At 67.5% G+C, this 22,578-nt stretch carries 15 protein-coding genes and 4 tRNA genes; 13 read left to right on the top strand and 6 right to left on the bottom strand.

Features of this window, described 5'->3' with window-relative positions; translation table 11 throughout:
* Positions 1-201: 201 nt before the first annotated feature.
* The 6 genes from Q5Z10_RS03865 to Q5Z10_RS03890 all read right to left on the bottom strand — a co-directional run bounded on the left by Q5Z10_RS03865 (position 202) and on the right by Q5Z10_RS03890 (position 14,539).
* On the bottom strand, positions 202-3,453 hold the full coding sequence (locus Q5Z10_RS03865) for an autotransporter family protein (RefSeq protein WP_303638022.1): 3,252 nt from the start codon (positions 3,451-3,453) through the stop codon (positions 202-204).
* A 228-nt stretch (positions 3,454-3,681) separates the two neighbouring features.
* Entirely contained in the window at positions 3,682-4,323 is a 642-nt protein-coding gene (locus Q5Z10_RS03870) for a response regulator (RefSeq protein WP_303638023.1), read from the bottom strand.
* Positions 4,320-7,472 carry a hybrid sensor histidine kinase/response regulator gene (locus Q5Z10_RS03875; protein ID WP_303638024.1) on the bottom strand — a complete coding sequence of 1,051 codons (3,153 nt, stop codon included), beginning with the start codon at positions 7,470-7,472 and terminating at the stop codon, positions 4,320-4,322. The genes Q5Z10_RS03870 and Q5Z10_RS03875 overlap by 4 nt, the downstream gene beginning before the upstream one ends.
* Positions 7,473-7,648: 176 nt before the next feature.
* Positions 7,649-8,866 (bottom strand): EAL domain-containing response regulator, encoded by a 1,218-nt coding sequence (locus Q5Z10_RS03880; RefSeq protein WP_303638025.1) that lies wholly within the window; start codon positions 8,864-8,866, stop codon positions 7,649-7,651.
* On the bottom strand, positions 8,863-11,628 hold the full coding sequence (locus Q5Z10_RS03885) for a response regulator (protein WP_303638026.1): 2,766 nt from the start codon (positions 11,626-11,628) through the stop codon (positions 8,863-8,865). Before Q5Z10_RS03885 ends, Q5Z10_RS03880 begins: the two co-directional genes overlap by 4 nt.
* 172 nt (positions 11,629-11,800) lie before the next feature.
* A complete protein-coding gene (locus tag Q5Z10_RS03890; protein WP_303638027.1) occupies positions 11,801-14,539 on the bottom strand; it encodes a TonB-dependent receptor plug domain-containing protein in 2,739 nt (912 codons plus the stop codon).
* A gap of 168 nt (positions 14,540-14,707) precedes the next feature.
* On the opposite strand from Q5Z10_RS03890, the gene Q5Z10_RS03895 reads away from it, so the two are divergent.
* The 13 genes from Q5Z10_RS03895 (at position 14,708) to rplL (ending at position 22,415) form a co-directional block, all read left to right on the top strand.
* The gene (locus Q5Z10_RS03895; protein WP_303638028.1) at positions 14,708-15,724 is read left to right on the top strand and encodes a cyanophycinase; all 1,017 of its coding nucleotides are present in this window, start codon (positions 14,708-14,710) and stop codon (positions 15,722-15,724) included.
* An 86-nt stretch (positions 15,725-15,810) separates the two neighbouring features.
* Positions 15,811-16,827: an isoaspartyl peptidase/L-asparaginase family protein gene (locus tag Q5Z10_RS03900; RefSeq protein ID WP_303638029.1), complete on the top strand. Its 1,017-nt coding sequence runs from the start codon at positions 15,811-15,813 to the stop codon at positions 16,825-16,827.
* Between the two features lie 138 nt (positions 16,828-16,965).
* Positions 16,966-17,051 (top strand) — tRNA-Tyr (locus Q5Z10_RS03905).
* A gap of 26 nt (positions 17,052-17,077) precedes the next feature.
* Positions 17,078-17,151 (top strand) — tRNA-Gly (locus Q5Z10_RS03910).
* Positions 17,152-17,199: 48 nt separating this feature from the next.
* Positions 17,200-17,275 (top strand) — tRNA-Thr (locus Q5Z10_RS03915).
* Between the two features lie 40 nt (positions 17,276-17,315).
* A complete protein-coding gene (tuf, locus tag Q5Z10_RS03920) occupies positions 17,316-18,506 on the top strand; it encodes an elongation factor Tu (RefSeq protein ID WP_303638030.1) in 1,191 nt (396 codons plus the stop codon).
* Positions 18,507-18,607: 101 nt separating this feature from the next.
* A tRNA-Trp gene (locus tag Q5Z10_RS03925) sits at positions 18,608-18,683 on the top strand.
* 48 nt (positions 18,684-18,731) lie between these two features.
* The gene (gene secE / locus Q5Z10_RS03930) at positions 18,732-19,145 is read left to right on the top strand and encodes a preprotein translocase subunit SecE (RefSeq protein WP_303638031.1); all 414 of its coding nucleotides are present in this window, start codon (positions 18,732-18,734) and stop codon (positions 19,143-19,145) included.
* Positions 19,146-19,156: 11 nt separating this feature from the next.
* Positions 19,157-19,717 (top strand): transcription termination/antitermination protein NusG, encoded by a 561-nt coding sequence (gene nusG, locus Q5Z10_RS03935; protein ID WP_049469630.1) that lies wholly within the window; start codon positions 19,157-19,159, stop codon positions 19,715-19,717.
* 214 nt (positions 19,718-19,931) lie between these two features.
* The gene (rplK, locus tag Q5Z10_RS03940) at positions 19,932-20,360 is read left to right on the top strand and encodes a 50S ribosomal protein L11 (protein ID WP_004145248.1); all 429 of its coding nucleotides are present in this window, start codon (positions 19,932-19,934) and stop codon (positions 20,358-20,360) included.
* A 4-nt stretch (positions 20,361-20,364) separates the two neighbouring features.
* A complete protein-coding gene (gene rplA, locus Q5Z10_RS03945; RefSeq protein WP_005415407.1) occupies positions 20,365-21,063 on the top strand; it encodes a 50S ribosomal protein L1 in 699 nt (232 codons plus the stop codon).
* 383 nt (positions 21,064-21,446) lie between these two features.
* Positions 21,447-21,983: a 50S ribosomal protein L10 gene (gene rplJ, locus Q5Z10_RS03950; RefSeq protein ID WP_303638032.1), complete on the top strand. Its 537-nt coding sequence runs from the start codon at positions 21,447-21,449 to the stop codon at positions 21,981-21,983.
* Between the two features lie 63 nt (positions 21,984-22,046).
* On the top strand, positions 22,047-22,415 hold the full coding sequence (gene rplL / locus Q5Z10_RS03955) for a 50S ribosomal protein L7/L12 (protein WP_049469634.1): 369 nt from the start codon (positions 22,047-22,049) through the stop codon (positions 22,413-22,415).
* The last annotated feature ends 163 nt before the right edge of the window (positions 22,416-22,578 follow it).

The raw sequence follows: 22,578 nt of genomic DNA on the forward strand, positions 1-22,578 counted from the left end.
CGGCCACTTGTCCACATCAAATCCCAACCACTCTCCACGTGCGGTGTGGAGAACTCCCGGGCACCGTGGACAAAAAAGCACCATGCCCGGAAACCGTTGCAGCACGGTGTTCGCGGGCACTTGTCCACACCAAACCCCCATCGCTTTCCACGTCCTGTGTGGAAAAGCGGCCCGGCATTCCCTTGCCGGGCGCCGTCCGCATCACCAGCGGTACGAAAGGCCCAGCTGGCCACTGACATCGTGGAAGCCCATGCCGCCGCTCTGCCGGCTGAGCTGGCCCCAGCCGCGCCAGCCACCGGACAGGTTCACCTGCACGCCGGCCGCAGCTTCGTAGATGTCGCGCGGCAGTTGCCGGCGCAGGCGTTCACCGTCCACGGCGATGGCGGCCTCGTTGCCACCGGACCACCAGTTCACTGCCACGAACGGCTGTACCTGGCCCTGTTGCTGCGTCAGCGAACGGCTGTAGAGGCGTACGCCCAGGCGCGTGGTGGTGCTGTCCTTGTCGCGGCTTTCGACCACGGTGCCGTTGGCCTCGACCACGCGGTCGGCGTCGTAGCGACCGTGGATCACCTGCAGCTGCGGTTCCAGATAGAGTGCGTGCTGCGCGGTGTGACGCAGGGGCAGCACGTATCCGGCCTCGGCCGAACCGGTCCAGCTGCGCGAGCGGTAGCGCTCCTTCTGCAGGCCCTCGCCCTGCACGTTGTTGCGGAAGCGGCCGTACTGCAGCCAGCCATCCACATAGGCACCACGTTCCATCCGGGCATCCTGCAGCCAGGTCGCATACAGGCCCAGGCTGGTGCCCTCGACCACACCGTGTGCGCGGTAGCTGGTCACCTGCGAGCGGCTGTCGCTGCGCGCGCGGCCCTGGCCGACCATCACACCGGCCTGCAGCTGGCCGCCCGGATTGGCGCTGAAGCGACGGCCGACACCCAGCAGCACGCTGTTGGCTTCACTGTCCACCTGCACCTGTGCGCCGCGGCTGTCCGGCTGGCGGCTGCGCACGTGTGCCCAGGCAATGGCATCACCGCCTTCATCGTTGCTGCCCGCCGGGTCGCCGGCGCGGTCGTACAGGCTGTGCCGGAACATGCCCAACGCAGTGCTCTGGTTGGCCTGGTACACAGCCGGCTCCGGTCGTTCCACGCGTGGCGGTGCCGGCGGCAACGGGTCAACGGGCGGATCGACCGGGGGATCGACCGGCGGGTCCACCGGCGGCAGCGGCGGGTTCGGCGGGTCGATCGGCGGGTCGACCGGCGGATCGGGCGGGTTCGGCGGATCCACCGGCGGTACGTACTCCGAGCGCAGGTACCAGTTGCCGTCGTCCGGACTGGAGACGCCGCCCTTGAACAGGAAGTAGTCATAGGCGCCGGCCACCGCGCGCCCCTGCAGGCTGAAGGTGGCATCGGACTGGCCGGCCACGCTGATCAGGCGGATGCCTTCGCTGGTCAATGCGCCGGCGCCACCGGCATTGCGCACGCTGACGCTGGCGTTGCCACGGCTGTCGCCCTGGATCACCAGCTGGTCACCGCGCGAGGCATCATCGCCGAGCGCGCGGTTGAATACCCAGCTGCCGCCGTTGCCGACGTAGTCACCGGTGACGGTCAGGGTCTTGAAGTCGTCCGCCGTGGGCGCGACGAAGGCGATGGTGCCGGCATGGTCCAGCGTGCCAACGCTGGAATCGCCGCGCACGTTCCACTGGCTGCCGCCATCCAGCGCCAGTGTCGCCACCTGGTATCCCGAGTCAGCGCGCAGCGCACCGGTGAACAGGGTGCCGTTGCGAAGGTTCATCTGCACGTTGGCGGTCGCACTGTCGACCACCACGTCGCCGCTCAGGCGGCTGTTGTCGGCGGTGAACAGGATGTCGGACGTGGCAACCGAACTTCCGTCGGTGAACACGGTATCGCTGACCCGCAGCAGGCGGCCACCCTCCAGAGTGCCGGCCTGGCGCGCGACGACGTCGCTGTTGTTGAAGGTCAGCTCGTGGTTGCTGCCCTGCAGCCAAACGGCCGGACCGTCTTCGGTCTGCAGCTGGCTGTTGTTGAACACCAGGCGGTCCCAGTACGGACCGAATACGGTGATGTAGGAGCGGTAGGCACCGGAGTTCGCGCCCTGCGCATGGATGTGCAGGTTGTCGGCGCTGAGCCTGGCGGTGTTCATCTGCACGATGCCGAACGAGGAACTGCCCAGCGTGGTGATCGAGCCGCCGTCCAGCTGTGCATCGGCCGTACTGCCGCCCAGGAATACGCCGCCACCACCGTTGCCGTAGGTGCTGATGTCCAGGTCCCTGGCGCGGATGCGCGAGTAGGGCGTTGGCGGATTGCTGCCCGAGGCGCGCAGGCCATACACCCCGTCGCCGTGGGTATCGATGCTGCCACCGCTGATCGTTGCGGTGCCGCCCCAGACGTCCAGTCCGTGGCCGTAGCCGTTGTCGCCGTACGTGCTGATCCTGGTATCGGTCAGGTCGGCCAGCGAGTCCGCGCCGGACAGCCAGATGCCGGAAAAACCATCGCGCACGGTGAAGTGGGCGCCGTTGGCGGTCAGCTGGCCCCAGCTGTTGACGTTGACCGCGTAGCCGCCGACGGTCTCGAAGCGGCCGCCGGTGATGTCGGCGCTGGAGTACACCTTGTTCGCACTGTTGCCGAGCAGGCGGACGCTGCCGCCGTTGCTGCTGGCGCTGCCGCCCACGGTGCGCAGGGTGCCGCCGTTGCCGATGTCGAAGTAGCCGTTGACCACGTCCACATCGCGCAGCGAGAGCACGCTGTCCGCGCCACTGGACGACAGGCGCCCGCTGTTGCCGCTGGTCGCTTCGGCGAAGGTCATCGTCAGCGATTCCAGCGACAGCAGCGCACCGCCTTCCGCGTACGCCGTGCTGTTGGCGCCATTGCTGATGGTGGTTCGGGCGACATGCAGTTCGCTGCCACGCCCGGTGGCATACAGCGCATGCCCGCCGCTGCTCACGCTGCCGCCCTGCAGCCAGATCCTGCCACCGCCGGTGGCATTAACCGTGCCGTAGCCGGAGACGTTCCGGTAGGCGTCGATGACCAGACCGTTGGCGTGGATCTCGCTGCCGGTACCCGTGGCGTTCAACGCATAGGCGACGTTGGCGCTGCCATTGCCGAGCTGGAGGTGACCACCCTCGATCAGCACGCTGCCCCCTGCGGAGGCCTGCACGCCGCTGCCCCCGCCAGTGATCTCGATGCGGCTGCCATCGATGAAGGCAGTGCTGCCGACGCCGTTCACGTCCAGCGCGAAACCGCTGCCGGCATGCTGCAGCGTATCGGAGGCATCGAGCTGCAGGGAGCCGCCATCGACGACCTTCAGCGGCCCCTGCAGTTCGCCCGCGTGGGCCGGCAATACGGCCCACAGCGCACTGGCGAGCAGGCTGGGAATCAGGGGATGGCGCGCCACGCGCGCGCAGGCAGGCTCACGGCGGCGCCGTGGGGGGGAGGCGTTCATGCTGGTGGATTCCTGTGGCAGGGCGCAGCACGGCTGCGCGATCTGACGCGGCGGAGCCGCATCGCTGCGGAACACCCCGTGATGACCGCTTCTGGCGTCATCGGGTGTCCGTCCCACCACGGCTGCGCGGCGACCGTTGACAGGCGCACCGTGGGGGGTGCGTCCAGACTAGAAATCAGCCCCGTCCTATGGAATCAGACGGTTCCTAAAGCAGGGGGCAGGCCGTACTCACCCGAACAGAGAGGCCTGCAGGCAGTACTCGATCAGGGCCTGGTCGCTGTCCACGCCCAGTTTGCGCATCGCGCTGATCTTCTGCGTACTGACGGTCTTGGTGCTGCGCTGCAGCTGGCGGGCGATATCACCCACGCTCATGCCGCCGGTGAACAGCCGGATCACCTCCAGCTCCCGGGGCGACAGCCGTTCGAGCACCGCCGCGGCATCGGCGGGTGCGGCGGCGGCCACCGGCATCAGCCCGGCAGGCCGGTAGGTGCGATCGGCCAGCACCGTGCGCAGGGCCTGCACCAGGCTGCCCAAGCCGTGGCTCTTGAGCACCACGCCACCGGCCCCTGCGGCATACATCGCCGCCACCAGTGACGGGTTGGACACCATCGTCAGGACCAGCAGGGGGGTGTCGGGAAAACTGCGGTGCAGGAACGAGATCAGCTTGATGCCATCGCCGAAGCTGTCACCGCCGGGCATGCTGTAGTCGGTGATCACCGCGTGCGGCCGGGTGCTGGCCATCAGCTCGACCAGGGTTGCCGGATCTGCGGCCTCGCCGACGATCTCAAGGTCCAGCTCGCCGGCCAGCACATCGCGGATGCCGGCAAGCACGATCGGATGGTCATCAGCGATGAGGATGCGGGTGGTCATGGGGATGTCGGGGGGCTGGAAGAGGAGGAGGGCCCGCGCTGGGCCAGCGGCTCAAGCAGGCGCTGCAGCCGCTGCCTGAACCCGGCCAGCGCCGCGTGCAGCGCAGGCAGGCGTTCTCCGCCGGCGATCTGCTGCTCGATCTGCTCGCCGTTGGCCACCAGTGCCGGTGCATCGACGATCACCAGCGCGCCACGGATGCGATGCAGCACCTGTGCCACCCGTGCGGGCGCCTGGTCGTCGATCGCGCGCTGCAGGCTGTCCAGGTCGGCCTGCATGGTCTGCAGGAACAGGGTCTGCATGGTGTCCGGCACCCGCAGCGGAGGGTCGACCTGCACGGCTTCTGCGCGGGCCGGGGGTTCCGGTGCAGGTGCGGCCACCTGCGCCAGAACACGCTGCAGCGCTTCCAGCGTGATCGGTTTGACCAGTACGCCCTGCATGCCTGCGTCGTAGCAGCGCTGCCGTTCGGTCGGGTCGGCGTTGGCGGTAGCGCCATGGATCGGGACGCCCACCCCGCGTGCACGCAGCGCGCGCGCCAGCCCATACCCATCCAGCCCGGGCATGTTGAGATCGGTCAGTACCAGCGCGAAGGGCCGCTGCTGCCAGTAGCCGAGCGCCTCGTTGCCATCACTGGCGACCACCGCGTGGCAGCCGAGCTGTTCCAGCTGGCCGCGCAGGATCGCCTGGTTGATCGGATTGTCCTCGGCCACCAGCACATGCAGGCCAAACCTGCGCGGTACCGGCAGGTGCCCGCGGGCATCGGCCGGCAGCGGCCGTCCGCTGGCTGCGGCCAGCGCCACCACGATGGCGTCCAGCCGGTGCAGGCCGACCTGCCAATGGCCCTGCACCGGCTGCGGCTGCATTCCGCCGTCGCGGCAGGCGACGACCTGCGGCCCACTGCAGTCGGGTGTGCCCTCGTCGAGCACCAGATCGAGCATCACCGTCGCCGGATCGCACAGTTCGCTGTCCTCGCGATGCAGGCTGGCCTGCGCGCCGCGCTGCTGCAGCCGCTCGCAGATCGACTGGGCGAATTCGCGCACGCCGCCGCGCACCTGTACCGCCAGCGCTGGCGGCAACCGTGGCGGCGGCGCCTGCAGGGGATCGGATGGCGCCGGCGGCAGTGGCAGCTCAACGCTGAAGCTGCTGCCCAGGCCACTCTCGCTGACCACCCGCAACTGGCCCTGCATCAGCGCCACCAGGTGCGCGCAGATGGCCAGCCCCAGCCCGGTACCGCGCATCGCATCGGTTCCCGGGTTGGCCTGGAAGAAGGGTTCGAACAGGTGCGCCTGGTGTTCACCGGCAATGCCGATGCCGGTATCGGCCACCTGCCAGCGCAGCCCTGGGCGCCCGTGCACGTCCTGCGCGGCCAGACGCACCACCACGCGCCCGCTGTCGGTGAACTTCAGCGCGTTGCTGATCAGGTTGTTGAGGATCTGGCGGATGCGGGCCGCGTCGCCGCTGACGGCAGAGGGCACGTCGGCATCGATGCACGCATAGAACTGCAGGCCCTTGTGCGCCGCTGCGGCCGCATAGGACTCCAGCGCATCCTCGGTCAGCCGCACCGGATCGAACGGGCCCGGTTCCAGGCTCAACTGGCCGGCCTCGGCCTTGCTGACGTCCAGGATGTCGCTGATCAGCTGCATCAGTGTCGAAGAAGAACGCTGGATGGTACCCAGGTAGTCCTGCTGCCGTGCGTCCAGCGGGGTCAGGCCGAGCAGTTCCAGCGTGCCGAGCACGCCGTACAGCGGTGTGCGGATCTCGTGGCTCATGGTGGCCAGGAACTGGCTCTTGGCCCGGTTGGCCTGGTCGGCCGCGCGCCGCGCCTGCTGCAGCACCTGTTCTGCCTCGTGCTGGCTGCTGAGGTCGATGAACAGGCACAGCACGGCAGGTTCGCCGCGATAGCGCGCTGCTGTCGCGGTGATCAGCAGGTGGCGGCTGTCCGGCGTGGTGTAGGCCAGCCCATCGCCCACCGGGGTGCGACCGGCCGACAGCACGCTGCGCCGCCAAGGGCCATGCCAGCCGCCGTCATCGTGGTCTTCGCCCAGCCAGCGCCGCGCCAGCGCGTTGTCCAGCAGCACGCGCCCGTCGCTACGCCGCAGCAGGCACAGGCCGATCGGTGCGTTGTCGAGGATGGTGCGGCTGAACGCCTCGCTTTCCAGCAGCCGTGCATGGTTGCGACGCAACGGCTCGATCACCGAACGCCGGTAGGCGCGCAGGATCAGGACGCCACCGATGGCCAGCAGCAACGCCACCGCGACACTGCCCAGCAGCGGCCCGCGCGGATGCTGGAACACCTGCTGCCAGCCCACGTGGTACACCGCCAGCCAGCCCCGCTCGCTGTGCATGCGGAACACCAGGCCATCGCGGCCGGCCTGCCAGGCCGGACCGTTGCGCCGCGCATCATCGGCATCACCCAGCAGCAGCCGGCCACCGCCATCAAACAGTGACAGGCGCTCGAACACTGCCGTTCCCATCACCTGCCGGTAGTCATCGACGCGTCCAGGGTCGAGCAGGCAGGCCAGGGCGGCCAGCGAGTCCTCGCTGCGCTCGCCCCACAGCCGTGCATCCTGCGGTGCATGGGCGATGGTCAGCAGCCGGGTCTGCCCGTCGCGCCACGCCACCGGCGCCCAGATGATGTTGCCGCGGCGCAGCGCGGGGCGTTCGCGCAGCACCTGGTGGATCGCGGCCAGGGCCGGCTGCAGGTGGTGCGGGCTGCTCTGACCGGCATCGCTGGCGGAGGTCTGCAGGGGAGCGAGCAGGCCGCGCTGGCCCAGGCCATCCACCAGCAGGCACTGCGGCGGCGGGAAGCGCGATGCAGCCCAGAACGCGCCATGGAAGCGCAGGAAGCGGTCACCCAGTTCGGCCGGCGCTGCGGACGCGTCATCGCCGCTGCCGATCTGCGCGAAATTGGCGAACAGCGGGCCACCCTGCGGCGCGCTGCCGCTGTCGGCCACCGCCTGCCCGCGGCTGCCGACATCGTGAAGCCGCCATTGGCGCAGGAAGCGTTCCTGTTCCTGCAAGGTGCCATCGAGCCGCCGGAAGTGGTAGCGGATCTTGCTCTGTTCTTCGTTGAACAGCTGGCTGCCGGTGGAGAGCAGCAGGCCGGCCTGCAGCGTTGCCAGCACCACCACGCCGATCAGCAGGGCATGCACGCGCAGGGAACGGCGAGCGAGTCGGCGTACGGGAGCGGCCTCGGCCGGCATGTCAGGTCTCGGAGCGGGAATCGTCGGTGGTGGGTGGAAGGGCCCCGGAGTGCGGCGCGGGCGGCTGCAACGACAGGATCGTCAATGCCGTTTGAGGGGATTGTGAAGCCTTTCCACCGCCGCTGTCAGCGCGATGCAGCGTGGGCCCCGGCGCTGACCGGCGGGGCGGGATCTTCGTCCAGCAGCCGGGTGAAGTCGTCCGACGGCAGCGCCTGCGAGATCAGGAAGCCCTGCACCTGGTTGCAGCCCAGCTGCCGCAGCGCGGCCAGGTCGGCATCACTTTCCACGCCCTCGGCGACGATGGTCAGGCCCAGCTGGTTGGCCAACGCGATCACCGTGGACAAGGTCAGGTGCAGTGCCGGATCGCGCGCACAGCCGCTGACCAGCGCGCGATCGATCTTGACCTCGGTGAAGGGCGTATTGACCAGGTTGTGCACCGAGCTCAGGCCCTGGCCGAAGTCATCCTGGGCCAGGCCGAAGCCCTTCATGCGCAGGCGGCATGCACCCGCGTAGAAATCGCTGACATGGCGGGTGGTGCTGTTCTCCATCAGCTCGAAGCACAGATCGGCCGGATGGCCGCCCGCAGCGAGCGTCAGTGCAAGCAGTTCGTCGGGCAGGTCGGACTGCTCCAGCAGGTGCGGCGGCAGGTTGATCGACACCGGCACGCGGAAGCCCTGCGCGCGCCAGCGTGCCTGCGCCTGGATGCTGGCCTTGAGCATCGCGCGCAGCAGCTCGCCCTCCAGGCCATGACGGCACAGCGCCGGCAGGAAACTGCCCGGCGCCAGCGTGCCCAGCTGTGGGTGGCGCCAGCGCACCAGCGCCTCAGCGGCGACCACGCGGCCGGTCTGCAGCGACTTCTTCGGCTGGAACCAGGCGGTCAGACTGCCATCGGCGAGAGCCTGCCGCAGCTGCGCTTCATCCGGCTCGGGGGCCAGCGCCGCCGGGCCCGCCCGCGCCGCCGCAGGAGCCTGGGCCACCACATCGAACAGCGTTTCAACGTCGCTGGCGGTGACCGGCTTGGACAGCAGGCCGACCACCTCCAGCCCCAGCGATTCGGCCATCAGCCGGGCCGAACTCATCATCCGCCGCGACGCCGCGCTGACCACTGCCAGACGTGGCGGCCGCGGCTGCGCGGCCAAGGCCTGGATGAACTGGATGCCATCCTGGCCCGGCATCAGCAGGTCGCTCACCACCAGGTCGTAGATCTGGCAGGCACACAGGGCGATCGCCGCATCGACGTCTTCGCAGGCATCGACCTGCACGCCGGCGCGCGCGCTGAACAGATTGACGAGATAGCCGCGCTGGAACGGCTGGTCTTCCAGGATCAGGACGCGCTGGGTCATGCGGGGTCTCCTTGGCGGACGGCGGAAAGCGCCTGGCGCAGGCGTGCGATATCGATCGGTTTGCTCAGGTAGCCCTGCATGCCACTGGCCAGGCAGCGCTCACGCTCTTCGGCGGTGGCATTGGCGGTGGCACCGATCACCGGCAGTGACACGCCCTCGGCGCGCAGGCGTCGCGCCAGTGCGTGGCCATCCATGCGCGGCATGTTGATGTCGGTGACGATCAGGTCGAAGTCGCGGGTCTGGCAGCGCTGCAGCGCCTCGACGCCGTCCTGCGCGAGTTCCACCTCGCAGCCGAGCGCCTGCAGCTGTTCGGCCAGGATCACCCGGTTGATCGGATTGTCTTCCACGGCCAGCACCCGCAGTCCCAGCGGCACCGGCTGTACATCGTGCGCCGACGCCGGCAGCAGCGTGCAGTGCTGCTGCTGGCGCGCGATGGCCAGGCCGATCGCGGTCATGCCATGCAGGGTCACCAGCAGGGCGCCATCGGCGGCCGGCGTCGGCTGGTCGCCGCCGTCCACCGAGGCCAGTACCCGCGGCCCGTCCCATGCCAGCGGCAGGTCCGCTTCTGCATCCAGCAGGATGGCGCCGGTCTGGTCGAGCAGGCGCGGATCGCCCTGCAGCGCCTGCGCACTGGCACCCCAGCGCTGCAGCCAGCCGCAGGCACTGTCGACCAGTTCGCGGTCGCGGCCACGTACATACACCGGCGGCTCGGGCAGCAGCGGCGGTCCATCCTCGGCCGCCGCCACCACCGGCAACGGCAGGCGCACGGTGAAGCTGCTGCCCAGCCCCGGCTCGCTGACCACCCGCAGTTCGCCGCTCATCAGCCGCACCAGCCGGTCGCTGATCGACAGGCCCAGGCCGGTGCCCTGGGCACTGGCCGTACCGCGGACCTGGCGGAACGGTTCGAACAGGCGTGCCTGTTCTTCGGCGGCGATGCCCGCGCCGGTGTCCGTGACCTGCCAGGCCAGCACGCTCGATTCGCCCTCGCGCTGCACCAGCCGCGCCCGCAGCACGATCCGCCCATGGTCGGTGAACTTGATGGCGTTGCTGAGCAGGTTGCCCAGCACCTGGCGGATCCGGTCGGCGTCGCCCAGCACCCGCGTCGGCAGGCGCGGGTCGGTGCACACCAGTGCCTGCAGGCCCTTGCGCGTGGCGGCGGCGGCGAAGCTGCGCAGTACGCTCTCGGACAACTCGCGCGGCGAGAACGATGCCGGTTCCAGGCTCAGCTGGCCCGATTCGATCTTCGACACGTCCAGTACGTCGCTGATCAGCTGCAGCAGCACCGACGACGAACTCTCGATGGTGCGCAGGTACTGCGACTGGCGCGCGTCCAGCGCGGTATGGCCCAGCAGTTCCAGCGTACCGAGCACACCGTACAGCGGGGTGCGGATCTCGTGGCTCATGGTGGCCAGGAACGCGCTCTTGGCCTGGTTGGCCGCATCGGCGGCCTGTCGCGCCGACGACAGCGCCGCCTGCGCCTGGCGGTGCCGCGAGATGTCATGGAACACGCACAGCAGCACATCGTCGTCCTGGTAGCGGCACGCCGCATGCAGCACCTGCAGCTGGCGGCCGTCGCGCGCGGTGAACTCCAGGCTGCGTCCGCGCTCGCCGGCGTGGCCGCGCCAGGGTGCCTGCCAGTCGCCGTCCTGTTCCTCTTCGCCCAGCCAGTCGCGCAGCAGCTGGTTGCACAGCAGCAGCCGACGGTCGCTGCGGCGCAGGACACAGATGCCGACCGGCGCCAGATCGATCACCGTGGAACTGAAATCCAGGCTTTCCAGCAGCCGTCGATGCTGCAGCAGGGCCGGCTGGATCAACTGCCGGTCCACGCGCCGGCGCAGCAGTCGCAGTGCAAGTCCTGCCAACAGCAGCAACGCGCCGCTGGCCAGCAGCGGCATCGCCAGATCGCCCAGCAGCAGGCGTGGCGGCAGGTGGTAGACCAGCCGCCAGCCATCGTCGCCGACGCTCTTGACCAGCGCCACGCCGCGTGGAAGTCCAGCGCTCCACAGCGCGCCGAAGCTGTCATCCTGGCGATGCTGCAGCGTGGTCCAGCCGGCGCTGTCCAGGCGCGGGGCAAGGCTGGACAACGCCGGCTGCCCGTCACGGTCGAGCAGCGCGTAGCCGCCGATGCCCTGGCCATCGATCATTGCGGCGGCCGCCGCGCCATCCAGCAGCAGGACCAGCCATTGCGCCGGGCGTGGACCGGCCTGCACCGGCTGCGCCAGCGCAACGCCGCTGTCGCCAGGCCGCAACCAGTACATCGGGTCCTTGCCACGCAGGCTGCCGCTGCGCGCCTGCAATGTCTGCAGCGAGGGCAGGCGGGCAATGTCCACGTCGGCCTGGCCGCCGGCCAGCCAATGCGTACCGCTGGCGTCGACCAGCAGCAGATGGGTCTGCAGCGCCTGCAGGGTATGTTCGGCACGCGGTGACAGCAGCAGGCGCTGGCCTGCGGTGCCGCCCGGGCCGTCCAGCGGCAGCTGCCGCACCGCCTCGCTGGTCGTGGCCGCCGGATCGCCGACCACCACCGAGTCGCCGAGGTAGCGCAGCAGGGCTTCGCGCTGGTCGAAGTAGATCTGCGCCCGGTACGCGGCGGCATTCATGTTGCGGCGATGCGTGGAGATGTCCGCTGTCAACGCGGCCATCAGGTAGAAACCGGTCGCCGCCAGCAGGCACAGGAACACGCACACCGTCAGCCAGCGCAGCAGCACCGAGGCGGTGGCCGGCGGCGCGGCCAGGGGCAGGGAAGGGCGTGGGAACCGGAACATGGCCCCATCCTAGGGAGCGCCTCCACTGCGCCGGAATCAGCCGTGTCCTAAAAGATGGCCGGGCCTCCCGGGCATCAGGCCAGGCGCGGCTGCCGTTCAGGCAGCAGGAGCCCCGGCACGAAAAAGCCCCCGCCGAAGCGGGGGCCCTGATCGCGTTCCGGGCGGGATCGCCTTACAGCGCGCTGCCACCGAACTTGTGGGTGTACTGCAGATTGAGGGTGCGACCCACGGTGTCGAACCAGGACACGTCGTAGTACGGGTAGGCCGTGTAGGTCCTGTCCTTCGGCGGCATCTTGTTGAACACGTTGACCACCGACAGCGACAGGCGCGAATGGTCGTCGAAGCGGTACTGCAGCGAGGCGTTGTAGCGGTAGGTCGCTTTGACGTACGGGCTGTCGCCGCTTTCCCAGTCGAACACCTGGTCGTAGCTGTCCGAGGTCGGCAGCTTGCCCAGCCGCGATCCGTACACGGTGGCCGACCACGCCTCCCGTTCCCAGGTCACGCTCAGGCCGGTCTTGGTGCGCGGGATGTCAAAGCCGCTGTTGACCGCGAACTGGTCCTCGGTCGGGTCGCCGGCGTAGCGCTGGAAGTCATGCTTCTTCACCCAGGTATGGGTGCCGTTGAAGATGAAGTCGCCGATGCCGGTCTGCAGGCGGTAGCGCAGGCCCACGTCGATGCCCGCAGTGGACTCGCGGGCCACGTTGATCGGGTTGACGTGCACGCCGTACAGGCGGCCGTCCTCGCTGCGGGTGACGCGTGCCAGCGCATCGACACAGGTCGGTGAGCCGATGTCGGCATCGCCGAGTCGGCAGTCGGCTTCATCGGCCAGGATCGAACGCACGTCCATGTCCTGCACCTGGTCGCGCATGTCGATGTCGAACCAGTCCACCGACAGGTCCAGGCCCGCCGCCGGCGACCACACGAAGCCGGCACTCCAGGACGTGCTGGTTTCCGGCTCCAGCTGGCGGTTGCCGCTGCGGCTGCGGATCACGTTGCGTTCGTAGTCGGCGCAATCCTCGGCGGCCTCGGCGCGGCAGGTGTACAGGTCCTCGGCGCTGGTCTCGTCGTTGCCGGGCCCGGCGAACACATAGTGCAGGTCCGGTGCGCGGAACGCGGTGCCATAGGAACCCCGCACCAGCAGGCTGTCGAGCGGGCGCCATTCCAGGCCGCCGCTCCAGGTGGCCTTGCCGATGGTGTGGCCCGAGTAGCGGTACTGGTCATAGCGGCCAGCCACGCTCAGGTTGACCGTCTCATGCAGCGGCATGCGCAGTTCGGCAGCGCTGGCCCAGCGGTTGCGCGAGCCCTTGCCGTTCGAATCCTTCCAGCTGTAGTAGTAGTACTGCGTCGCCAGCGGATCGGGGTTCAGCGAGTACGCCTGCTGGCCGACCTCGACCGTCGCGGCGAAACCGGCGTCGCCGCCGGGCAGACCGAACAGCGCACCGTTGGTCAGGGTGAACGCTGCGGTTTCGGTGCGCGACTTCGGCGTATAGGTGGTGCGCGCGGCGATCGAATCGTATTCGGCGCGGGTCAGCGGCCGGTACAGGCGCGACGGGTCGGCGTTGTAGATCGGGAAGCCCTCCTCGTCCTCGCCCAGCTGCGGGCCCAGGAACAGGTCGTTGGCCTTGGCCGCGATGATCTGCGGCCAGCTGATCCGTGACTGGTACTGCGAGTGACTCAGCGCGGCCTCGTAGTCCCAGCGGCCGGTCAGCGTGCCCTTGAAGCCGGTGGTGACACTGAAGGTCTTCTGCGTACTGCGGACCATCGCGTTGCGCAGCCCGCCCATTTCCTCGGGCGAGAACTGGCGCTGCCAGAACTCGATCTCACCGGTGGCTTCGTTGTTGAAGTAGCCCGATTCGTCGCCGTCGGCCGCCATGCGCCCCCACGAGGTGACATCGCGCATCAACGACATCGTGTGGTAGCCCAGCTGCACGTCGGCGAACCACTGCTGGCCGTTGTCGAAGTCGTAGCTCAGCGAGGCGTAGCCGTTGGCACCGCGGCGCTTGCTGAGGATGGTGCCGTAGCCGATCGAGCTGTCGCTGCCGCAGTAGTAGCCGTAGCGCGGACGGAAGGCGCGGTAGGTGCTGCCCTGGTTCTGTCCGGCCAGCGCCTCGCAGGTGGCCGCACCGGGGTCCAGGTAGTCGTCGTTGTAATCGGTACGCAGGTAGGCGCGGCGCGCGATGCGCGAACCTTCGGTGGGGCCGTCCTGGGTCGAGTCCTGCAGCTCGCGTTCATGGGCCCACAGCGGCGCCTGCGACTGCAGCTCGACGCTGTACACCGCGTTGAAGTTGCCGCGGCTGAAGCCGCTGGCCAGGCTCATGTCGAACGATTCGCCACCGCCCTCGGTGGTGGTGCCCATGCGCATGTCGACGGTGGTGCCATCGGCCGTCTTCTTCAGGATGAAGTTGACCACACCGGCGATCGCGTCCGAACCGTAGATCGCCGATGCACTGCCGGTCAGCACTTCGATGCGGTCGATCATGCCCAGCGGAATGTTCGACACGTCGGTGAAGTTGCTGCGGCCCTTGAACGGCATCGGGAAATCGGCGATGCGGCGGCCATTGACCAGCACCAGGGTGTGGTTCGGGCCCAGTCCACGCAGATCGACCTGCTGGGCGCCCGGCGAGAAATCGGCGCCGCCGGAGGATTGCTGGCTCTGCGTCTCGCCGCCGTTCTGGGTCATCGCCCGCAGCACATCGGGAACGGTGGTGAAGCCGCTCGAACGGATCTGCTCTGCATTGATGACGGTGATCGGGGCCGGGCCCTCCACCTGGGCCCGCGGAATGCGCGAGCCGGTCACCTGCACCGCATCCAGTTGTTGAACCGAAGAGGAGCCGGGTGCCTGGGCAGCCGCCGACGCAGCAACGCCCATCAACGCCAGCTGGATCGACCACGCCATCGCCTGTCTACGCATGAGAGATTCTCGAAGTAATGCCGGCCCGCAGAGGAGGGGCCCTGTCCCCCATTCACACTTCGGAATGGGCGCGCGCATTTAACGCCTTTTTTATGTCCTTGACTACTGGGGGCAGGTCTGGCAAAGAGTGAAAACGGTTGCAGGCCGATTCTGTTCAGGGAGATCAAGATGCGACCCCTTCGAACCCCACGCGTCCGGGTACTCGCGCTGCTGCTGCTGGCCAGCGTCTGGCCCGGTGCGGCAATGGCGCAGGCGCTGGCCGACCCTGGCTTCGCCTATTACGAGGTCGGTGACCTGGACGCCCCGCGGCCGGGTCCGCGGGCGCCGGCGATGATGCTGATGGGCGGCGGCGAATGGGTACCCGAGGCCTTCCGGTGGTGGTTGCGCCAGGCCGGCAACGGTCGTGTGCTGATCCTGCGTGCCTCCGGCAGCGACGAGCTGCAGCAACGCCTGTACCGGGAGATCGGTGGCACCACGGCGGTGCAGACGCTGGTCTTCGACCACCGCCGCGGCGCCGATGACCCGGCCGTGCTGCGCGTGGTTGCCGCGGCCGATGCGATCTTCATCGCCGGTGGTGACCAGTCGCGCTACATCCGCTTCTGGAAGGGCACTGCGCTCAATCGCGCACTCAACGCGCACGTCCGCGCCGGCAAGCCGATCGCCGGCACCAGCGCCGGGCTTGCCATCCTGGGCGGCTACGCCTACGGCGCGCTGGATGGCGGCAGCATTGATTCGGCCAGCGCGATGGCCGACCCGATGGGCCGCGCGGTGACCCTGGATCGTGGCTTCCTGCAGCTGCCGTTCCTGCAGCGGGTGGTCACCGACACCCATTTCGACCGGCGCGACCGCCTCGGTCGCCTGATCGTGTTCGTCGCCCGTGCCGCGCAGGACAGCGGCGACCCGGACATGACCGGCATCGGCATCGACGAGGACACCGCGCTGTGCGTGGAGCCCGACGGCCAGGCACAGGTGTACAGCGCCGATGGCCAGGGCAAGGTCTGGGTGGTCAGCCCCGGCCGCGACGCCGACCGCCTGGTCGAAGGCGAGCCGTTGCAGTTCCATGCCGTGCCCGTCACCGTGGTCGCCAGCGGTGGCCGCCTGCGCCTGGATGACTTCCAGGCCGACGTCGACTACCACGCCCTGGCCGACATCACCGACGGTGAGATCGAAATCACCCGCCGGTAGCGCCGGGCCATGCCCGGCGGCCTGGCCGCACCGTTCTTTCCGCCGGGCATGGCCCGGCGCCACTACATTTTCCTGGAGACGTACCCATGAAACTTCGCCTTGCGCTGTCTGCCCTGTTGTCCCTGCCTCTGCTCGCGCAGGCAGCGCCATCCACCTCGCCGCTGCTGGTCATCCATGGCGGGGCAGGGGTCGAGCGCAAGGATCTGTCGCCGGCCGAGGAGAAGGCCGCGCGCGCGGCGCTCAAGGCGGCGCTGTTGAAGGGCCACGCCGAACTGGCGGCGGGTCGGCCGGCGCTGGCTGCGGTCACCGCTGCGATCACCGTGCTCGAGGACGATCCCACCTTCAATGCCGGCAGGGGCGCCGTCTTCACCCACGAGGGCCGCAACGAGCTGGATGCCGCGGTGATGGACGGCGCCACCCAGGCCGCTGGCGCGGTGGCCGGCGTGCAGCGCGTGCGCAATCCGATCCTGCTCGCGCAGACGGTCATGCAGAAGTCCAGGCACGTGATGATGGTCGGGCAGGGCGCCGAGGCGTTCGCGGTGGAACAGGGCATGTCCCTGGTCGACCCGTCCTGGTTCCGGACCGACAAGCGCTGGAACCAGCTGCAGCGGGCCCTGAAGGAAGAAGCGGCCGGCCAGGCCCACGCGGACCTGGAAACGGCCAGGCACTTCGGCACCGTCGGTGCGGTCGCGCTGGATGCGCAGGGGCATCTGGCCGCCGGCACCTCCACCGGCGGCATGACCAACAAGCGCTACGGCCGTGTCGGCGACTCGCCGATCATCGGCGCCGGCACCTGGGCCGACGCACGCTGTGCGGTCTCGGGCACGGGCTGGGGCGAGTACTACATCCGTACCGCCGCCGCGCATGAGATCTGCGCGCGCATGCGTTACCTCGGGCAGTCGCCGCAGCAGGCCGGCGCCGGCGTGATCAACGATGCGATTCCGCAGATGGGCGGCGACGGCGGCGCGATCGTGCTCTCCGCAGACGGCAACGCAGCGACGCCATTCAACACCCAGGGCATGTATCGCGGCTGGATCGGCACCGATGGCGTGCCGCACGTGGCGATCTTCGCCGACGAGGCGCTGGCACTGCCGGGCCAATAACCTTGCGTATCAATGGGTTTGCGACGCATGTGAAAAAAAGTGAAAAAAAGCGTTGACAGACCCCCGCTTCATCTCCAGAATTGCGGGCTCACCACCACACACCGCAACGCTTCGGCGGCACGGGACGGGGTGGTAGAAGGAGGGATACCCAAGCGGCCAACGGGGGCAGACTGTAAATCTGCTGGCTTACGCCTTCGGTGGTTCGAATCCACCTCCCTCCACCAGCTTCACGTTGTGGCACATTCCCGGTGCGGGAGTAGTTCAATGGTAGAACCTCAGCCTTCCAAGCTGATGGTGCGGGTTCGATTCCCGTCTCCCGCTCCATTGAATGAACTTTGAATATTATCGAGTTCATGCCATAATGCAAAACTCGCTCACGTAGCTCAGTCGGTAGAGCACTTCCTTGGTAAGGAAGAGGTCGAAGGTTCGATTCCTTTCGTGAGCACCATCTATCAGCACCACACCAGACGAATTCGAGATAAGCAGCCATGGCCAAGGGTAAGTTCGAGCGCACCAAGCCGCACGTCAATGTCGGCACCATCGGTCACGTCGACCACGGCAAGACCACGCTGACCGCCGCACTGACCAAGATCGGTGCCGAGCGCTTTGGTGGTGAGTTCAAGGATTACTCCGCGATCGACGCCGCGCCGGAAGAAAAGGCACGTGGCATCACGATCTCGACCGCGCACGTCGAATACGAATCCACCACCCGTCACTACGCCCACGTCGACTGCCCGGGCCATGCTGACTACGTCAAGAACATGATCACCGGTGCTGCCCAGATGGACGGCGCGATCCTGGTGTGCTCGGCCGCTGACGGCCCGATGCCGCAGACCCGCGAGCACATCCTGCTGTCGCGCCAGGTCGGCGTGCCGTACATCGTCGTGTTCCTGAACAAGGCCGACATGGTGGACGACGCCGAGCTGCTGGAACTGGTCGAAATGGAAGTCCGTGAGCTGCTGAGCAAGTACGACTTCCCGGGCGACGACACCCCGATCATCTCGGGTTCGGCCCGTCTGGCGCTGGAAGGCGACCAGAGCGAGATCGGCGTGCCGGCCGTGATCAAGCTGGTCGATGCCCTCGACACCTGGATCCCGACCCCGGAGCGTGACGTCGACAAGTCGTTCCTGATGCCGGTCGAAGACGTGTTCTCGATCTCGGGCCGCGGCACCGTGGTGACCGGTCGTATCGAGCGCGGCGTGATCAAGGTCGGCGAAGAAATCGAAATCGTCGGCATCCGTCCGGTGCAGAAGACCACCGTGACCGGCGTGGAAATGTTCCGCAAGCTGCTGGACCAGGGCCAGGCAGGCGACAACGCCGGTCTGCTGCTGCGCGGCACCAAGCGTGACGACGTCGAGCGTGGCCAGGTCCTGGCCAAGCCGGGTTCGATCAAGCCGCACACCAAGTTCGACGCCGAAGTCTACGTGCTGTCGAAGGACGAGGGCGGCCGTCACACCCCGTTCTTCAAGGGCTACCGTCCGCAGTTCTACTTCCGTACCACCGACATCACCGGTGCGGTTGAGCTGCCGGAAGGCGTCGAGATGGTGATGCCGGGCGACAACGTGAAGATGGTTGTCACCCTGATCAACCCGGTCGCCATGGACGCCGGCCTGCGCTTCGCCATCCGCGAAGGCGGCCGTACCGTCGGCGCCGGCGTGGTTGCCACGATCCTCGAGTAAGCCTGCATGCCGGCGGTCGCATAGCGCTGCCGGTCTGGCGAGTGGCGGGCCGGGAACCTCGGTCCGCCTTCGCCGTCTAAGGGAAGGCAAGTTTTCAACGTACGCCAGTAGCTCAATTGGCAGAGCAGCGGTCTCCAAAACCGCAGGTTGGGGGTTCGAGTCCCTCCTGGCGTGCCATCTGCCCACCTTATCCAGCGGCCTTGCCGCTAAAGCAGACACAGCCTGATGAATAGCAAGATCGAACATTCCAAGGACACCTCCGCGCAAGGCGGGGATATCGTCAAGTACGTCCTCGCATCGCTGCTGGTACTGGCAGGTCTGTTCGTCTGGTTCTGGTTCTCCGCCGACACCGGTCGCGCTGCCCAGCTGGGCGCGTGGGCCGGTCAGTTGCGTGCGTTGGCGGTGGTGGTCGGCCTGGTTGGCGGTATCGGCGTGTTCATGCTGACCGGCAAGGGGCGCGACACCCGCGAATTCCTCTCCGAGTCGCGTTTCGAGCTGCGCAAGGTGGTCTGGCCGACGCGCCAGGAAGCCATCCGCATGACCTGGGTCGTGATGGTCGTGGTGATCGTCCTCAGCTTGCTGCTGGGTGGATTTGATTACGTCATTCAGTGGCTGGTCCAGCTGTTCCTGAGCCGCTAAGGAGATACACCATGAAGCGTTGGTACGTCGTTCACGCCTATTCGGGCTTCGAGAAGTCGGTGGCGCAGGCACTGCGCGATCGCATCGTCCGTGACGGCATGGAGGAGCGCTTCGGCGACGTCCTGGTTCCGACCGAGGAAGTGATCGAGATGCGCGCCGGGCAGAAGCGCCGCTCCGAGCGCAAGTTCTTCCCGGGCTACGTGCTGGTCCAGATCGAGACCCACGAAGAAGCGGGCATTCCCCGCATCGACAACGAAAGCTGGCACCTGGTCAAGGAAACCCCGCGCGTGATGGGCTTCATCGGCGGCACCGCCGATCGTCCGCTGCCGATCGCGGATTCCGAGGCCGAGTCGATCCTGAACCGCGTTCAGGAAGGCGTCGAGAAGCCGCGCCCGAAGGTGCTGTTCGAGCCGGGCCAGATGGTCCGTGTCACCGACGGCCCGTTCAACGACTTCAACGGCGTCGTCGAAGAAGTCAATTACGAGAAGAGCCGCCTGCGCGTCTCGGTGCTGATCTTTGGTCGCGCCACCCCGGTCGAGCTCGAGTTCGGCCAGGTCGAAAAGGCCGTCTGACCGGGCCGCGCCCGGTTTCATTCGTTTACATGCCGCTTCAGGCATGTGAAGAAAAAACCTGTTATAGTGCGCGGCTCCCGCTGGGAAGCCGGCGGAACGAGGCCACCGAAAGGTGGCCTTCGGCATGATTTCAAAACGCGATGCCGGGACGCGTGATTCCCGGTCCGATGGGGAGCCTGTTGTCGCAAGGCGCTAGCACCCGGAGAGTACTCACATGGCAAAGAAAGTTGTCGGTTACATCAAGCTGCAGGTGAAGGCCGGTCAGGCCAACCCCTCGCCGCCGGTCGGTCCCGCGCTGGGTCAGCGTGGTCTGAACATCATGGAATTCTGCAAGGCCTTCAATGCCGCCACGCAGAAGCTCGAGCCGGGTCTGCCGGTTCCGGTGATCATCACGGCCTACTCGGACCGTACGTTCACCTTCATCACCAAGAGCACCCCGGCCACCACCCTGCTGAAGAAGGCCGCTGGCATCTCGTCGGGCTCCAAGCGCCCGAACACCGAGAAGGTCGGCAAGGTCACCCGTAAGCAGCTGGAAGAGATCGCCAAGGCGAAGGAACCGGATCTGACTGCCGCCGACCTGGACGCCGCCGTGCGTACCATCGCTGGCTCTGCCCGTTCCATGGGCCTCGTGGTGGAGGGTTAAGAAGATGGCACAGACCAAGCGTGAGAAGGCCATCAAGGCCGCTGTCGTTCCGGGCAAGGCGTACGCCTTCGAGGACGCGATCAACATCCTGAAGACCGCCACCAAGGCCAAGTTCGTCGAGTCGATCGACGTGGCCGTGCGCCTGGGCGTCGACGCGAAGAAGTCCGACCAGCAGGTCCGTGGCTCCACCGTGCTGCCGGCCGGTACCGGCAAGTCGGTCCGCGTTGCCGTGTTCGCGCCGGCCGGTGCCAAGGCTGACGAAGCCCTGGCCGCTGGCGCCGACGCCGTCGGCATGGACGATCTGGCCGAGAAGATGCAGGCCGGCGATCTGAACTACGACGTCGTCATCGCGACCCCGGACGCCATGCGCGTTGTCGGCAAGCTGGGTACCGTGCTGGGCCCGCGCGGCCTGATGCCGAACCCGAAGGTCGGCACCGTCTCCCCGAACCCGGGTGAGGCTGTGAAGAATGCCAAGTCGGGTCAGGTGCGTTACCGCACCGACAAGGCCGGCATCATCCACTGCACCATCGGCAAGGCCGACTTCGCCGAAGACGCGCTGAAGTCGAACCTGACCGCGCTGCTGCTGGACCTGATCAAGGCCAAGCCGGCCACCTCGAAGGGCACCTACCTGCAGAAGGTTTCGGTCAGCTCGACGATGGGCCCGGGCGTCACCGTCGACCAGTCGTCGCTGACCCTGAAGTAAAAGTTTGAAGCGGTCACGGTTCCCTCGGGGGCCGTGACCGTGACATTTGAAGGCATCGCCGGCAGCTCATCGCCGGTGGTAGCCGTCAAAGACCGCAGGTGCGGTCATGGCATGCCGGCGACGGGCACGGAAGCTCGAATTGGCAGGGAGTCGCCGCCGGAGCAGTCATGAACGCTTAATCGGTTCTTCGGAGCCACCCTGCGTAGATGGTGCCCTTCTGGAGTTTTTCTGGTTCACGCATGTCTGGGATTTCCCTGATTGCCTCCAGGTCTGGAACGGCCCACCCCCGGAACATCATTCCGATGTTCCCGGCGTCCAGGACGGATGCCGCACAGGACCGCACACGGCAGGAGCCGTAAGCGGAGTTCAATTGGAGGAGTGCAATGGCTCTCAATCTGTCCCAGAAGCAAGAAGTAGTCGCCGAGCTGGCAGACGTCGCCGCCAAGGCCCACTCCTTGATCGCAGCCGAATACGCTGGCACCACGGTCGCCCAGATGACCGCGATGCGCAAGCAGGCTCGCGAAACCGGTGTTTTCTTGAAGGTTGTCAAGAACACCCTGGCTTCGCGTGCCGTTGAAGGCACCGAGTTCGCAGTCGCACAGGACCAGATGGTTGGTCCGCTGCTGTACGCGTTCTCGCTCGAGGAGCCCGGCGCAGCCGGTCGCCTGATCAAGGAAGCCGCCAAGGGCAACGACAAGCTGAAGGCTAAGGTCGTCGCCATCGGTGGTGAAGTGTTCCCGGCGAGCCACGTCGAGGTTCTGGCATCGCTGCCGACCCGCGACCAGGCCCTGGCCATGCTGGCACGCGTCCTGACCGAGCCGGTCACGATGTTCGCCCGCGCCATCAAGGCAATCGGCGACAAGCAGAATGGTGGCGACGTCGCCGCCGACGCTGCTGAACCGGCCGCCGAGACCGCCTGAGTTTCGACTAATCGTGGTTCCTGACGGAACCTCACCCCAGAAAAACATCCAAAGGTAATTATCATGTCCCTTACCAACGAACAGATCGTCGACGCCATCGCCGAGAAGTCCCTGATGGAAGTGATGGAGCTGGTCAAGGCCATCGAAGAGAAGTTCGGCGTCTCCGCCGCTGCTCCGGTTGCCGTTGCTGGCCCGGCCGGCCCGGCCGCTCCGGTCGAAGAGCAGACCGAATTCGTCGTGACCCTGAAGACCGCCGGCGACAAGAAGGTTGAAGTCATCAAGGCCGTCCGCGCCATCACCGGCCTGGGCCTGAAGGAAGCGAAGGACCTGGCCGAAGCCGGTGGCGTCCTGAAGGACAACGCTTCGAAGGACGAAGCCGAGAAGATGAAGAAGGACCTGGAAGCTGCTGGCGCGACTGTCGAAGTCAAGTAAGCACTTCCTTTGCATCGTCATCGATTCGCGGCGATGCAGCCAAGGCTGGGGGCGTAAGCCCCCGGCCTTTGGTCGTTGTTGTAGATCCACGTTCTGCGTGGATGCAGGCAGGTGGTAGAAAAGCCCAGCACGGGCTGCAGTCAGGCCCCGGTCGGCCAGCGCA

The sequence above is a fragment of the Stenotrophomonas sp. 704A1 genome (genome assembly GCF_030549525.1).
Classification (GTDB): Bacteria; Pseudomonadota; Gammaproteobacteria; order Xanthomonadales; family Xanthomonadaceae; genus Stenotrophomonas; species Stenotrophomonas tuberculopleuritidis.

Coding starts and splice junctions, on each gene's coding strand:
- Q5Z10_RS03900 (WP_303638029.1), top strand. CDS start 15,811: ATGAAACTTCGCCTTGCGCTGTCTGCCCTGTTGTCCCTGCCTCTGCTC.
- Q5Z10_RS03880 (WP_303638025.1), bottom strand. CDS start 8,866: ATGACCCAGCGCGTCCTGATCCTGGAAGACCAGCCGTTCCAGCGCGGC.
- Q5Z10_RS03865 (WP_303638022.1), bottom strand. CDS start 3,453: ATGAACGCCTCCCCCCCACGGCGCCGCCGTGAGCCTGCCTGCGCGCGC.
- Q5Z10_RS03890 (WP_303638027.1), bottom strand. CDS start 14,539: ATGCGTAGACAGGCGATGGCGTGGTCGATCCAGCTGGCGTTGATGGGC.
- rplL (WP_049469634.1), top strand. CDS start 22,047: ATGTCCCTTACCAACGAACAGATCGTCGACGCCATCGCCGAGAAGTCC.
- tuf (WP_303638030.1), top strand. CDS start 17,316: ATGGCCAAGGGTAAGTTCGAGCGCACCAAGCCGCACGTCAATGTCGGC.
- secE (WP_303638031.1), top strand. CDS start 18,732: ATGAATAGCAAGATCGAACATTCCAAGGACACCTCCGCGCAAGGCGGG.
- nusG (WP_049469630.1), top strand. CDS start 19,157: ATGAAGCGTTGGTACGTCGTTCACGCCTATTCGGGCTTCGAGAAGTCG.
- Q5Z10_RS03885 (WP_303638026.1), bottom strand. CDS start 11,628: ATGTTCCGGTTCCCACGCCCTTCCCTGCCCCTGGCCGCGCCGCCGGCC.
- rplA (WP_005415407.1), top strand. CDS start 20,365: ATGGCACAGACCAAGCGTGAGAAGGCCATCAAGGCCGCTGTCGTTCCG.
- rplK (WP_004145248.1), top strand. CDS start 19,932: ATGGCAAAGAAAGTTGTCGGTTACATCAAGCTGCAGGTGAAGGCCGGT.
- Q5Z10_RS03895 (WP_303638028.1), top strand. CDS start 14,708: ATGCGACCCCTTCGAACCCCACGCGTCCGGGTACTCGCGCTGCTGCTG.
- Q5Z10_RS03870 (WP_303638023.1), bottom strand. CDS start 4,323: ATGACCACCCGCATCCTCATCGCTGATGACCATCCGATCGTGCTTGCC.
- rplJ (WP_303638032.1), top strand. CDS start 21,447: ATGGCTCTCAATCTGTCCCAGAAGCAAGAAGTAGTCGCCGAGCTGGCA.